The following is a 12,863-nucleotide window of genomic DNA, read 5'->3' as shown; positions in this document are numbered from 1 at the left end:
GGTGCGGGCGTCCGCGGTCGGCGACCGGTCGAGTCGCTAGTCGCCGACGATCGGGTGGTTCGCCGCGGGTCCGGTCGGGACCAGCCGGGCGCCCTCGGGGCCGTAGGCGTCGGCCGGCTCGGGGAACACGAAGAGCGCGCCCAGGTAGAGGATCGCGGCGAGGCCGAGGCTGATCGGGATGCTCAGGTCGACGCCGTTGGCGTGGTTGCCGAGCCAGCCGACGAACTGGCCGGGCAGGTTGACGAACAGCAGGCCGACGCCGGCTGCGATGAGCCAGGCGCCCATCGCGCGCCAGTTCCAGCCGTGCGCGAACCAGTAGCGGCCGCCGTGCTGGCGGCGGTTGAAGACCTGGAGCGAGTCGGAGTCGTACCAGCCGCGGCGCACGAACCAGCCGATCATCATCACGACCATCCACGGCGCGGTGCACACGACGATGAGGACGGCGAAGGTGCTGATGCTGGTGACCACGTCGATCGCGAACCGGCCGACGAAGATGAAGGCGATGGCGAACGCGCCGATGAAGGCGGTGGCCTGGACTCGGCTGAACGCCGGGAAGACGCTGGAGAAGTCCAGGCCGGTGCCGTAGAGCGCCGTCGTACCGGTGGAGAGGCCGCCGATGACCGCGATCGCGCAGACCGGGAGCATGAACCAGCCGGGGGAGACGGCGAGCAGGCCGCCGGAGTAGTTGCCGGCCGCGAACAGGTCGGGCTGCGCGGTGGCGACGATCGTCGCGGTGGTCAGGCCGAAGGTGAACGGTACGAGCGTGGCGATCTGGGCGCCGAAGGCGGCGAGCATCAGGTGCCGGCGCGGGGTCTCGCGCGGGATGTAGCGCGACCAGTCGCCGAGGAAGGCGCCGAACGAGACCGGGTTGGACATCACGATGAGGACGGCGCCCACGAAGGCCGGCCAGAACAGCGATCCGGTGGCGGTGCCGGCGTACCCGGAGTCGAAGTCGCCGGCGAAGGCGACGATGCCGAGCACGAACAGCAGCGTCGTGGCGACCACGGCGATCTTGTTGACCAGCAGCATGAAGCGGAAGCCGTAGATGCACACGACGAGCACGAGGACGGCGAACAGGCCATAGCCGACGGCCAGGCTGGCGTCGTTCTGGGGGATCTTGATCGCGCGGTGCGCGGCGCCGATGAGCATGTCGCCCGAGGACCACACCGAGATGGAGAAGAACGCGAGCGCGGTCAGCAGCGACAGGAACGAGCCGACCACCCGGCCGTGCACGCCGAGGTGGGCCGAGGACGAGACCGCGTTGTTGGTGCCGTTGCGGGCACCGAAGAGCGCCATCGGCGCGAGCAGCGCGGCGCCGACGAGCAGGCCGATCACGATCGCGGCGGCGCCCTGCCAGAAGGAGAGGCCGAAGACGATCGGGAAGGTGCCGAGGACGACGGTGGCGAACGTGTTGGCGCCGCCGAAGATGAGCCGGAAGAGGTCGACGGGCGAGGCGGTGCGCTCCTCGTCCGGGATCGGCGCGATGCCGTTGACCTCGATGGTGGTCGCGGCCGGCGGAGCGGCGGCGGCGCGGTCGGTGGTGGTCATCGGAGCCTCACTCGGCGATCGGGGACAGGTGCTCGTGGACGGCGACGAGGCCCGCGCCGGTCGCGGTGAAGACGATGGTCTCCCGCTCGGCATACGACTCCTCGGCGGCGCCCGCGGCCGGGCGGACCGTCGTGCGGACGGTGTGGGTGAAGATCGCGGTCGAGCCGGCGACCTGGACCTTGCGCTCGGTGCTCGCGCAGGCGAGGACCTGCCAGCCGTCGGCCAGCCACGACGCCCACAGCGCCTCGTACGCCGCGCGGTCGTCGAGCCGGGCGGGCTCGGTGTGGAAGACGAACGTCGCGTCGGGCGCGAAGCACCCGAAGTACGCCGCCGTGTCGGTCGCCGCGAAGGCCGCGACGAGGCGGTCGGCGGCGGCGAGGACGGCAGTCTCGTCGAGCTCGTCGAGGTGCTGCTGGGGCTCGGTCACGTCGTCCTCCTGCGCTGATCGGTCGGCTGACGCTACGGCGGGCGTGCGGCGGTGACAAGCACAACCGGAACTGGTGTGCGCATACTGACGATCGATCTGCCGGTCGGATGGGCAGAACGAGCGCCATCTGAGATCCTGGAGGCGGCCGGACTATCGATCGGCCGGTCGCCGCTGCGGAAATATCTTGCTGCGACTTCGTGCAAGAACGGCCAGGAGGAGACCGGTGGACGACGTCGACGCGCGCATCGTCGCGCTCCTGGCCGGCGACGGCCGGATGACCCACCGCGAGATCGCCGAGCGCACCGGGCTCTCCCGCTCGGCCGCCGGCGCCCGCCTGGCCCGGCTGCTCGCCGACGCCGCGGTCGTCGTCCGGGGCGCGGTCAACCCGGCACTGCTGGGCCAGCGCGAGCTCGGCTACCTCACGCTCGCCGTCGACGGCCCGGTCCTCCCCGTGGCCCGGGCCGCCGCCGAGCGCACCGACGCCACCCTCGTCTCGGTCACCACCGGCGACCACCCGCTCGTGGTCGAGGTCCGCGAGCCCGACGGCGTCCGCTTCGCCGCGGCCGTCGCCGAGCTGCGCGCGCTGCCGGGGGTGGTCGCCGTCGAGACCCTCGTCTACGCCGCCGTGCACCGCGACGTGCTCGGCCCCGTCGGGCCGGTGACCTGCGAGGTCGACGAGATCGACCTCGACCTGCTGCGGCTGCTCCAGGCCGACGGGCGCGCGTCGTACGTCGCGCTGGCGGAGGCGGTCGGCCTCACCCCGGCCGCCGTACGGCGCCGGGTGCAGCGGCTCGTCGCCTCCTCGGCGGTACGGATCGGCGGGCTGGCGCGCCGCACCCGGTTCGCGGGCCAGGACGTCACCGGCGTCGCGGTCCGCGTCGCCGGCTCGGTCGACCCGGTCGTCACGGCGCTGCTCGAGCTCCCGGACGTGCTCTTCCTGGCCGCCACCTACGGCCGCGCGGACCTCCTCGTCACGCTCGCCGACGGGCGGTCCCGGCCGACCCTCGACGTGCTGGAGCGCATCCGCTCGCTCCCTGGCGTGCGCGACCTGGCGACCTGGCGGCACCTGGCGATCGTCAAGGAGTCCTACGACGCGGCGAGCCTCGCGCCGGACGCGTCTCGCTGAAGATCTCGTTGAAGGTCTCGTTGATCGGGGGATCGGGCACGCCGTCGGTGCAGGTGACCTGGATCTCTGGCGGTGCCGTCCGGCAAAGTCTATAAATTCAGTCGAGAAACATTGATCGACTGAACGGGGGACGCCGGATGATCGAGATCTCCGGACTCACCAAGTCCTACGGGGCGACCACCGTGCTCGACGGGATCGACCTGTCCGTCGGGCAGGCGCAGATCGCCGCGGTGGTCGGGCCGAGCGGCGCCGGCAAGAGCACGCTGGCCCGCTGCATCAACCTCCTGGAGCACCCGACCAGCGGCACCGTGGCCGTCGACGGCCAGGACCTCACCCGGCTCTCCCGGCGCGACCTGCGCTCGGCGCGGCGCCAGATCGGCACCGTCTTCCAGTCCGCCAACCTGATGCGCCGCCGGACCGCCGCCCAGAACGTGGCGCTCCCGATGCGCCACGCTGGGCTGCCCGAGGCCGAGACCCGGCGCCGGGTCGCCGAGCTGCTCGAGCGCGTCGGCATGCTGCACCGGGCGAACCACTACCCCTCGCAGCTCTCCGGCGGCCAGCGCCAGCGGATCGGCATCGCCCGTGGGCTCGCCCTCGACCCCGCCGTGCTGCTGGCCGACGAGGCCACGTCCGGGCTCGACCCGGACAGCACCCGCGCCATCCTCGACCTGCTCACCGAGCTGCGTGACGACCTCGGCCTGACCGTCCTCGTGATCACCCACGAGATGGACGTCGTGCGCGGCATCGCCGACCTGGTCGCCCAGCTCGACCACGGCCGGATCGTCGAGCAGGGCGCGGTGGCGGACGTCGTGCGGAGGTCGGACTCGGGACTCTCCCGCGCGCTCCTGCCGATGCCGCCGGTCCCGGACGCCGAGCGGCTGCGGACCTGGAACGTGCGCTACGAGGGGGACGACGTCTCGCCGGTGTGGCTCGCCCAGGCCGGCCGCGAGCTCGACACCGACATCGCCGTCCTCGCCGCACTCGTCGAGGCCGCGGGGGAGTCCCGCGTCGGACGGCTCGCGCTCGGGCTCGACCCGCGCCTCGACGACCGCCGGGTCGCGGAGGTCCTCGCCCGGCACGGCGTCGTCGCCGAGCCGGCCGAGCGGGTGCTGCTGCGGGCGGTCCCGGACGCGGGGGCGGGTGCGGCATGACCGTCCTCCTCGGTACGCCGTGGCCCGACGTACCGGACCTGCTGCTGCCCGCGCTCGGCGAGACCTTCCGCATGGTCGCGATCGTGATGGCGGTCGTCGTCCTCGTCGGCGGGCCGCTCGGCGTCCTCATCTTCAACACCTCGCCGCTCGGCCTCACGCCGCACCGGCTCGTGCACCTGTCGATCAGCTGGGTCGCCAACCTCGGCCGCTCGCTGCCGTTCCTCGTGCTCATGGCGGCCGTGATCCCGGTGACCAAGCTGGTCTTCGGCACCACGATCGGCTTCCAGGCCGCCCTGATCCCCATGTCGATCGCGGGCATCGCGTTCTTCGCGCGGCTCACCGAGAACGCCGTGCGCGAGGTGCCCCGTGAGCTCCTCGACGTCGGCCTCGCCGGCGGCAGCAGCAAGCGCCAGATCATGACGTCCATCCAGCTCAAGGAAGCGCTCCCCGGGCTGGCCGCCGGGCTGACGCTCAACGTGATCGCGATGATCGAGTACTCCGCGATCGCCGGCGCCATCGGCTCGGGCGGCGTCGGCTACCTCGCGGTCAACTACGGCTACCGGCGCTTCGACGACAACATCATGATCGCCTGCATCGTGCTGCTCGTCGCGCTGGTCCAGCTCATCCAGTTCTCCGGTGACCGGATCGTCCGGGCCCTCACCCACTGACCCTGAAAGGGATCGTCATGTCCACCACCCAGCAGCCCGGGCGCCGTACCTCCGAGGCGGCCGAGAGCATCGACCTCGGTCGCTCGCCACGCAAGCTCCTCCTCGCCGGACTTGCCGCGGTCGTCGTCCTCGCGCTCGCCGTGTTCCTCGTCGTACGGCTGACGGGCGGGGGCGACGACAAGACCGTCGCCGGCAGCCACTTCGGCAGCGACTTCCAGATCGCCTACCAGGCCAGCAGTGCCTCGGAGAAGGCGTTCCTCGACTACCTGAACAAGGAGATCGCCCCCGACTACGGCGTCACCATCGAGGGCGTCGGCATCGAGGACGGCAACCAGCTCGACCAGGCCACGGCTGACGGCAAGTACATCGCCAACATCTACCAGCACAAGCACTGGCTCAAGCAGGTCACCGACGCCACCGGGATGAAGCTCACCGCCCTCGGCGAGGTCTTCCAGTGGTCGTACTCGGTCTACTCCAGCCGGTACGCCTCCCTCGACGACCTGCCCAAGGGCGCCACCATCGCGCTCCTCAACGACCCCGCCAACACCGCCCAGGCGCTGTGGATCCTCGAGCGCGCCGGCAAGCTGACCTTCAAGGACGGCGTCGACCCCTGGGCCGCCACCGAGCAGGACATCGCCGACAACATCGGCGGCTACAAGTTCACCTACATGGAGTACGGCGCCGGCCCCCGCACCCTCGACTCCGTCGACGCGGTCATCGACTACAACATGTCGTTCGTCGACGCCGGGACGCCCGTGAAGTACCGCATCTACGAGCCCGACGCCCCCAAGGAGTTCGCCGGCCAGCTCGTCGTCGGTACGGCGTACCTGGACGACCCGCAGGTCGAGAAGCTCGAGAAGGTCTTCTTCGACAAGCGCGTCCAGCCCTACCTCGCCGAGAACGACGACCCGAGCCTCTCCGGTCAGCTGGCACCCGTCTCCGCGGAGTGACCCACGGCCCGGCGCTCGGGCGCCGGTGCCGTCCTCGACTCGACGTGTTCAAGGTCTGGTATGTAACCTTGATAGGTAGGGTTTATCGCATTCGTCGAGATCGAGGGACAACGTCATGTGGCTGGTCGCAGTCTTCGCGCTCGCCGGCGGGCTCGCGCAGCTCGTCGACGGGACGCTCGGCATGGGCTTCGGGGTCACCTCGGCCACCGTCCTGCTCGCCCTCGGCGTCGCTCCCGCCACGGCCAGCGCCGCCACCCATGCCGCGAAGCTCCCGACCACCTTCGTCTCCGGCATCTCGCACTGGCGGGCCGGCAACGTCGACAAGGCCGTGCTCCTGCGGGTCGCCGTCCCGGGGGCGATCGGCGGCTTCGCCGGCGCCGTCATCCTCACCTCGATCAGCCTGGAGGCCGCCAAGTCGTCGATGGCCGGCCTGCTGCTCTTCTTCGGCCTCGTCATCCTCGCCCGCTTCGGCTTCGGCTTCCGGATCATCCCGACCCCCAAGTCCGGCCACACCGCCCGCTGGCTCTCGCCGATCGGCCTCCTCGGCGGCTTCGTCGACGCCACCGGAGGCGGCGGTTGGGGCCCCGTCGTCACCCCCAGCCTGATGACCGTCACCACCCACGAGCCCCGCCGCGTCGTCGGTACGACGAACGCCGCCGAGTTCGTCGTCGCCCTCTCGGTCTCCACCGGCTTCATCACCGGCGCCGCCCACCAGGACATCCCGTGGCTGCCGGTCATCGGCCTCGTCATCGGCGGCGTCATCGTCGCCCCCGTCGCCGCCCGCCTCGCCGGCCGGCTCCCGCACGCCCCGATGGGCGCGATGGTCGGCGGGCTGGTCATCCTGGTCAACGCGGTGACCGTCGTCGGCGCGATCGGCGATCTGCACATCGCGCTGGACGTCGTACTGATCGTGGGGTGGTTGGCGCTGGTCGGGCGGATCGCCTGGGTGGCGTGGGGGCGGGAGCGTCGTACGGCTTCGGGTGGGGAGCCGGCACTCGTCTGAGCGGGCCGCGTGGGCCGGGCTTGCGCCATGATGTGCCGGTGGACCCGCGCCAACGCAGTGCCGACCGACGCAGGTTCAAGCGGATCGCCTTCGCCTTCGCGATCGGAGTCGCGTGCATCCTGCTCACGCTCGCGCTGCTCGCCCTCGGCGTGGACGAGGCCGAGGGACGCCCCGGCCGGTCGGTCTGGCTCGGCTTCCTCTTCGGAGCGGGCTGGATCGGTGCCGCGCTCTACGAGCTCGGCCGCCGGCTCGTGACCGGGCCGACGAGGCCCGGCAAGCGAGCGCGCTACTGAACGACGGCCCCGCCGCGCCCGGCCACCGGCAGCGACCTGCGCTCAGCGCCTCGTCTCGCGAAGCCACCACTCCACCGAGCTCTCGGCCTCCTCGAGCTCCCGTTGGCGGCGCAGGGCGTGCTCGACGAACTCGCCAGGGAGCCGAACGTCGTGGTCGTCGACGTAGTGCGCCAAGCCCTCCGGCCACACGTAGGTGCCGTCCGTGAAGTCCAGCGCGCCGTTGTCCTTGCCGCACATCCGGCAGGGCGAGAAGCCCATCCAGGCATGGAGCATGGTGCCGCTGGCCAGGTAGTGCCAGACGGCGTGCCGCTCATCGTCGTCCCAACCGGCATCCACCCAGTCGGCCGGCGACGGGTACTCCGGATGCTGCTCGTTCCGCCAGAAGCCGATGAGTCTCAGCGCGGTCATCCCGCCACTGTAGGGACGCGCGAGAGCAGGCGCCGGCACTCCTCGATGAGCTGGTTCCTGAGCGGTGCCGCGCGTTCCGCGAACTCCCGCTGCTGAAGGAGTTCAACGGCATCAAGCCAGATGGGGTCGAATGGGACCGGTCTGACAAGTCCTGAGGCTTCGCGTGACGGCGGGATTGTGGGCGTCCTGCACTGGCCCGTCGACAGACCACGATCGCCTGAGGCGAGTCGGACGCGGTGGAGGGCCCCTTGCTCGTCAGCGCCCGGCGTACGTCGGCGCAATCAAGGCGACTGCCGCTGCTGCGGACAGGAAGATGCCGGCGACCTCTAACCCAACCGCGGCGGACAACTTTTTGTGTTGGGCGCTGTTGGCCTTGCGGAGGCTCACTAGATAGTCGGTGGTGACGTCCGCGACGGACTTGTCCCAGCCGGGGCTATCCCAGCTCGCCGTAACGAGGTTCTTCAACCCTCGGGCGTCCGGCCACTTGATCCTCGCCGGAAGGAACATCAAGAGTACGAACACGCCGGCCATGACGAAGAAGACCAAGCTGATCGTGATGAGCGCCACCGCGGTGCGGGGCATGGAGACCACGTCGTCCTTGCTGGCGGCGAAGCCGAACAATGTGCTCAGCGCGGCTACTAGGACTCCGGCGATCGTCAGGACGGCTTGCCCGTGGCGGCGCAGTTCTGAGAAGTCGGCCTCGGCCCGGTGCGCCTCATCGTGAATCAGCGTGCCCAGTGCGTTGGCGCCACCGCTCGGAGCGGGCGCCTTCGGAGCAGGTCGGGTCAGCATGACGCCGATCGCGACCCCTACGGCGAGCATCGCTCCGCCGACGCGGGGCCGCACCCGTCCTGTCCTACTTCTTGCCGCCGCGAGGTGGCTGCTTGCCACCCTTTTCGCGGTTGGGTGTGCCGGAGCCGGTGAGGCTTCCGCCCCGGTTGCCCTGGCTGTTCGGCGCGGACTTCTTGCCGGTGGACGTGGGGATCTTGGGAGCCTCTTTTTCGGCCACGGACGATCCTCCTGCGCTCCACGCGGCCAAAGTCTGAACCGCTGGGTCTCAACCTAGCGAACTTGGTTGCTGTCTGGCGCATCTGGGTGTCGTGTTGATGGCTCGGACTCGAATCCCTTAGCTGGCTAGGTGTGGTGCCCAGACTGGTCCCCGGAGAGCAGGGGGGGCGTGTCGTTGCGGCTCACGCCAGGAAGCTGATCGCGCGATTCAGGCATGCGACGGAACTGGTCGTCAGTAGCATGCGCGCATGAAGGTCGCGGCGATCATGTCCCTCTTCGTAGGGCTGATGATCGGCTCTGGGCTCGCCTTGCTGCCCACGTCGGTGTCGTTCTTGGGCTCCAGTGGCTCATGCGGGCCTCCGGTCCTGCGAGTGCTCGCGACCGAAGCAAGCACGTCGGACGACTTCGGAATCGAGCAAGGTCTCGTCGACCAGTGCGTGCAGCAGTCGTGGGTGCGGTTGATGGTGGGCGGGTTCCTCGGCGGACTCTGCGTCATCTTTTCGGTCATCATGTTCTCGCTCGACCGAGGCCGGGTGCGCGAGCCGTGGAACATCCCGCCGCCTGGCTGGGGACCGCCTCCGCCACCCCCTCCGCCGGGAGGATGGGCACGTCCATAGGCGGGCAATACCTGCCTGGACGGACCTTGGGTGAGCCCGCGACCGCCCAAGGGGGCGGTCCGGTGGTCGGCGCTATTGGGCTGATGAGTCGGCTGATGCGAGCAATCGATCGCACTCATTGATGAGCCGCTGCCGGATGGGTTCGGCACGCTCGGAGAACACGCGCTGAGCCTCGGCGTACTCGCGCTTTCCCTCTGGTGTCTCGATCTTGATGGGGGACCACTCGTTGCCGCCGAGGTCGAGGCCCGAGAGGTCGTAGGGAGCGGCACGCATGTCCATGACCCTGATGTCCCACGCAAGCTCGAAGGCATCGGCCACGAGGTCCGACGAGATCAAGGGAGACAACCTGACCGCGACCTTGCCGTAGAGGTCCATGCCCGCGTGCAGGCACCCCGGCTGCTCGAACGCGATGCGGTCGTCGCGCCCGGGGGAGAGCGTGTTCAGCGGCCGGGCCGGGGGAGTGAAGAAGCGGTAGGCGTCGAAGTGCGAGCAGGCGATCCGGTGGCCCTCGACGACGGCGTCGGTGCCGTCCGGGCCCAGGCGCAGGGGCCAGTCGGCGTGGCGGGTCTCGTCCTCGGTGAGGCGGTAGACCATGGCCCACTCGTGCAGGCCGAAGCAGCCGAAGTGGGGCGCGCGGCCGGCGGTCGCGGTGAGGAGGCGGTGCAGCGCCTCGACCAGCGGCCGCTGCGAGGCCAGGTACGCCGCCGTGACGCCGACGCCGACGCCGACGCCCGAGCCCACCGGCCCGTACCCCTTGAGCGAGGCGTGCTCGGCCGACGCCGGCAGCGCGACCCCGTACCCCGGGTGCCAGCGGCGCAGCTGCGCCGGCCGGTACGAGTAGTAGGTGAACAGGAAGTCGAAGACCGGGTGCTTCACGTGCGACTCGCGGCGCGCGAGGTGTGGGGCGACGTAGGCGTCGATGCGGGCGGCGTGCGCCGTCGCTCGCTCCTGCCAGGTGTCCACGCCACCGAGGTTAGTGACCGGTTGTCGCATTCGGCGGTGCAGGTGGCTGCGGACGCCTAGCCTGGACATCCCCCACCGACCTAGCTCCCGAGGTCTTCCGTGCTGCTCACACGCCTGCTCCGCACTGTCCTGCCGTTGCTCCTCGCGGCCGTCCTCCTCACCGGTGCGCCCGGTGCCGCCGACGCGGCGACCAAGCGCACCGTGAGCATCACGGCCGCCCCGGCCCAGGCCATGGCCGGGTCGAGCGTGACGCTCACCGGCCGGCTGACCCGCTCCCCGAAGGGGACGCCGCTGGTCGTCCAGCGCAAGGTCGGCGCCGGGTGGGCGAAGGTGGCGTCGGTGCGGACGAAGAACAAGTCCGGCGCCTACACCGTCAAGCTCGCCCGTACGACGACGCCCGGCACGTCCTACTACCGTGCGGTCGCGCCCAAGCGCGGCAAGCTCAAGGCGGCGACGTCGCGGGCGGTCGCCGTGGTCTCGCAGACCTCGGTCGCAGTCGGGCTCACCGTCGACCCCGTCTCGGTCGTGGACGGCATCCCGACGCCGGTGACGCTGAGCGGCACGGTCCGCCCGTTCGCCGCCGGGACGACGGTCACCCTCCAGAGCCGGTCCGGCGCCGTGTGGGTGCCGGTGACGACCGCGAAGCTCAGCGCGACGGGCGCCTTCACGGCGACGACGACGGCCTCGGGGGAGATGACCTACCGGGCGACGGTCCCGGCGGGCGGGCCCCGCCTCGCCGGCGTCTCGCCTGCCCGGACGCTCGGCGCCACCGCGCCGATCCCGGTGATCGAGACGTCCTCGCTGCCGAACGGCGTGCAGGGCACGCCGTACTCGAAGCAGCTCAGCGCGGCCGGCGACCCGGTCGGGACATGGTCGGTGAGCGGTCTGCCCAACGGGCTGACCTATGCCCCCGCGACCGGCGTCATCAGCGGTACGCCGACGACACCCGGCGTCTCAAACGTCACCATCGGCTTCACCCAGACCGCGAACGGAGTCGCCGCGAACCCCGTCCTCCTGCCGCTGCAGGTGACGGCCGCACCGCCGCCGGTGATCTCCACCTCCTCGCTGCCGGACGGGCTGCAGGGCACGGCGTACTCCAAGCAGCTCGCCGTGGTGGGCAACCCGGCCGGCACCTGGTCGGTGGCCGGTCTGCCCAACGGGCTGACCTACGCCGCCGCGACCGGCCTGATCAGCGGTACGCCGACGGCCGCGGGCACGTCCAGCGTCACGATCGGCTTCACCCAGACCTCGACGGGAGTCGCCGCGACGCCGGTGGTCCTGCCGCTCCTGGTCGCCGCACCGCCGCCGCCCGTGATCTCCACCTCCTCGCTGCCCGACGGCCTGCAGGGCACGGCGTACTCCAAGCAGCTCGCCGCGGTCGGCAGCCCGGCCGGCACCTGGTCGGTGACCGGTCTGCCCAACGGCCTGACCTACGCCGCCGCGACCGGCGTCATCAGCGGTACGCCGACGGCCACGGGCACGTCCAACGTCACGATCGGCTTCACCCAGACCTCGACCGGCGTCCCCGCCGTCGCCAAGGTGCTCTCGCTGCGGGTCGACGCCCCCGCGGTGGCCCCGGCGACGGTGCGGCTCAGCGCGGGCGGGCAGTACGGCTGCCGGGTCAACGCGGACCACACGGTCGACTGCTGGGGCTACAACTTCGCGCAGCAGCTCGGCCAGCAGCTCGACCTCCAGAACCCGCGCAACCCCACGCCCACCCAGGTCGGCACGTCCAGCGACTGGGTGGACGTCTCGGCCGGCGGGGCGGCGCAGTGGGCGCACGTCTGCGGGATCCGCGCCAACCGCAGCCTGTGGTGCTGGGGCTCCAACATCGACGGCGAGCTCGGTCAGCCCGGCGCCGGCACCGAGTTCGTGCCGAAGCGGGTGGACGTCGGGCGCAACTGGGCCGCGGTCAGCTCGGGCTACGCCCACACCTGCGCGGTCACGACCGACGGTCAGCTCTGGTGCTGGGGCAACGACACCTTCGGCCAGCTCGGCCGGCCCGGGGACGCGGCACCGGACCGGGTCGGTACCCGCAGCGACTGGAAGTCGGTCTCCGCCGGCTACACCCACACCTGCGCCACGACCACCGGGGGCCAGCTGTGGTGCTGGGGGTTCAACCCCCGCGGCCAGCTCGGCGACGGTACGACGAACGGCTCGGACGTCCCGGTGCGGGAGGGCTCGAACGGCACGACCTGGGCCGCCGTCTCGGTCAGTGCCGGCACCAGCTGCGCCCTCAAGACCGACGCGACGCTGTGGTGCTGGGGCTACAACGCGCACGGCGAGACCGGCACCGGCAGCCCCGGCACCGACCGGCTCCTGCCGACCCAGGTCGGCGTGGCCAGTGACTGGGAGTCGGTCTCGGCGACCGGCGCCGGCGGCCTGGGCAACCACGCCTGCGCGGTCAACACCGGCGGTCAGCTCTGGTGCTGGGGCTACAACGGGGACGGCGAGGTCGGCACGGGCGACACCACCCAGCGGGTCACGCCGACCCGCGTCGGCACCGACTCCGACTGGGCCCAGGTGGCGACCGGCGGCAGCATGACCTACGCCCTCAAGGACGACGGGACGCAGCGGTCGTGGGGCAACAACTTCCAGGGTCAGCTCGGCACCGGCGCCGTCAACGCGGGCAGCCTGTCCCCGGTGACGATCCTGCCCTGAGCGCCCGCTCACGATGACGGAGGCGCACGCCGCGCCCGAT

At 71.3% G+C, this 12,863-nt stretch carries 14 protein-coding genes; 8 read left to right on the top strand and 6 right to left on the bottom strand.

Annotated features, from left to right (window positions below; translation table 11 throughout):
• Window positions 1–36 precede the first annotated feature (36 nt).
• Window positions 37–1,548: a cytosine permease gene (locus CCO04_RS27005; protein WP_215817276.1), complete on the bottom strand. Its 1,512-nt coding sequence runs from the start codon at window positions 1,546–1,548 to the stop codon at window positions 37–39.
• 7 nt (window positions 1,549–1,555) lie between these two features.
• Window positions 1,556–1,975 carry a nuclear transport factor 2 family protein gene (locus tag CCO04_RS27000; RefSeq protein ID WP_215817275.1) on the bottom strand — a complete coding sequence of 140 codons (420 nt, stop codon included), beginning with the start codon at window positions 1,973–1,975 and terminating at the stop codon, window positions 1,556–1,558.
• Between the two features lie 223 nt (window positions 1,976–2,198).
• Here CCO04_RS27000 and CCO04_RS26995 point away from each other — a divergent pair, with 223 nt between their 5' ends.
• The 6 genes from CCO04_RS26995 (at window position 2,199) to CCO04_RS26970 (ending at window position 7,166) form a co-directional block, all read left to right on the top strand.
• The gene (locus CCO04_RS26995; RefSeq protein ID WP_308281569.1) at window positions 2,199–3,101 is read left to right on the top strand and encodes an Lrp/AsnC family transcriptional regulator; all 903 of its coding nucleotides are present in this window, start codon (window positions 2,199–2,201) and stop codon (window positions 3,099–3,101) included.
• A 137-nt stretch (window positions 3,102–3,238) separates the two neighbouring features.
• Window positions 3,239–4,252, top strand: a complete 1,014-nt coding sequence (locus CCO04_RS26990; protein ID WP_215817274.1) for a methionine ABC transporter ATP-binding protein — start codon at window positions 3,239–3,241, stop codon at window positions 4,250–4,252.
• Window positions 4,249–4,920, top strand: coding sequence for a methionine ABC transporter permease (locus CCO04_RS26985; RefSeq protein ID WP_215817273.1), 672 nt, complete (start codon window positions 4,249–4,251; stop codon window positions 4,918–4,920). The genes CCO04_RS26990 and CCO04_RS26985 overlap by 4 nt, the downstream gene beginning before the upstream one ends.
• 17 nt (window positions 4,921–4,937) lie before the next feature.
• Window positions 4,938–5,870 (top strand): MetQ/NlpA family ABC transporter substrate-binding protein, encoded by a 933-nt coding sequence (locus tag CCO04_RS26980; RefSeq protein WP_215817272.1) that lies wholly within the window; start codon window positions 4,938–4,940, stop codon window positions 5,868–5,870.
• 115 nt (window positions 5,871–5,985) lie between these two features.
• Window positions 5,986–6,873, top strand: a complete 888-nt coding sequence (locus CCO04_RS26975) for a sulfite exporter TauE/SafE family protein (RefSeq protein WP_215817271.1) — start codon at window positions 5,986–5,988, stop codon at window positions 6,871–6,873.
• A 38-nt stretch (window positions 6,874–6,911) separates the two neighbouring features.
• Entirely contained in the window at window positions 6,912–7,166 is a 255-nt protein-coding gene (locus tag CCO04_RS26970; RefSeq protein WP_215817270.1) for a hypothetical protein, read from the top strand.
• 42 nt (window positions 7,167–7,208) lie between these two features.
• Here the strand turns inward: CCO04_RS26970 and CCO04_RS26965 are convergent, their stop codons facing one another.
• The 3 genes from CCO04_RS26965 to CCO04_RS26955 form a co-directional block, all read right to left on the bottom strand.
• Window positions 7,209–7,574, bottom strand: a complete 366-nt coding sequence (locus CCO04_RS26965; protein ID WP_215817269.1) for a hypothetical protein — start codon at window positions 7,572–7,574, stop codon at window positions 7,209–7,211.
• Between the two features lie 255 nt (window positions 7,575–7,829).
• Window positions 7,830–8,420, bottom strand: a complete 591-nt coding sequence (locus tag CCO04_RS26960; protein ID WP_215817268.1) for a hypothetical protein — start codon at window positions 8,418–8,420, stop codon at window positions 7,830–7,832.
• A gap of 10 nt (window positions 8,421–8,430) precedes the next feature.
• Complete coding sequence (locus CCO04_RS26955; RefSeq protein WP_215817267.1) at window positions 8,431–8,583, bottom strand: hypothetical protein; 153 nt, start codon at window positions 8,581–8,583, stop codon at window positions 8,431–8,433.
• Between the two features lie 247 nt (window positions 8,584–8,830).
• Here CCO04_RS26955 and CCO04_RS26950 point away from each other — a divergent pair, with 247 nt between their 5' ends.
• Window positions 8,831–9,199, top strand: a complete 369-nt coding sequence (locus CCO04_RS26950) for a hypothetical protein (protein ID WP_215817266.1) — start codon at window positions 8,831–8,833, stop codon at window positions 9,197–9,199.
• A gap of 72 nt (window positions 9,200–9,271) precedes the next feature.
• Here the strand turns inward: CCO04_RS26950 and CCO04_RS26945 are convergent, their stop codons facing one another.
• On the bottom strand, window positions 9,272–10,162 hold the full coding sequence (locus CCO04_RS26945; RefSeq protein ID WP_252373957.1) for a 3-methyladenine DNA glycosylase: 891 nt from the start codon (window positions 10,160–10,162) through the stop codon (window positions 9,272–9,274).
• Between the two features lie 99 nt (window positions 10,163–10,261).
• Here CCO04_RS26945 and CCO04_RS26940 point away from each other — a divergent pair, with 99 nt between their 5' ends.
• Window positions 10,262–12,823: a putative Ig domain-containing protein gene (locus CCO04_RS26940; RefSeq protein WP_215817264.1), complete on the top strand. Its 2,562-nt coding sequence runs from the start codon at window positions 10,262–10,264 to the stop codon at window positions 12,821–12,823.
• Window positions 12,824–12,863 lie beyond the last annotated feature (40 nt).

Origin of the sequence: Pimelobacter sp. 30-1 (assembly GCF_018831735.1) — a bacterium.
In the GTDB taxonomy this organism is placed as follows: domain Bacteria; phylum Actinomycetota; class Actinomycetes; order Propionibacteriales; family Nocardioidaceae; genus Nocardioides.
This window is presented reverse-complemented; position numbering and strand designations above follow the sequence as displayed.

Coding starts and splice junctions, on each gene's coding strand:
- CCO04_RS27005 (WP_215817276.1), bottom strand. CDS start 1,548: ATGACCACCACCGACCGCGCCGCCGCCGCTCCGCCGGCCGCGACCACC.
- CCO04_RS26990 (WP_215817274.1), top strand. CDS start 3,239: ATGATCGAGATCTCCGGACTCACCAAGTCCTACGGGGCGACCACCGTG.
- CCO04_RS26985 (WP_215817273.1), top strand. CDS start 4,249: ATGACCGTCCTCCTCGGTACGCCGTGGCCCGACGTACCGGACCTGCTG.
- CCO04_RS26980 (WP_215817272.1), top strand. CDS start 4,938: ATGTCCACCACCCAGCAGCCCGGGCGCCGTACCTCCGAGGCGGCCGAG.
- CCO04_RS26975 (WP_215817271.1), top strand. CDS start 5,986: ATGTGGCTGGTCGCAGTCTTCGCGCTCGCCGGCGGGCTCGCGCAGCTC.
- CCO04_RS26965 (WP_215817269.1), bottom strand. CDS start 7,574: ATGACCGCGCTGAGACTCATCGGCTTCTGGCGGAACGAGCAGCATCCG.
- CCO04_RS26950 (WP_215817266.1), top strand. CDS start 8,831: ATGAAGGTCGCGGCGATCATGTCCCTCTTCGTAGGGCTGATGATCGGC.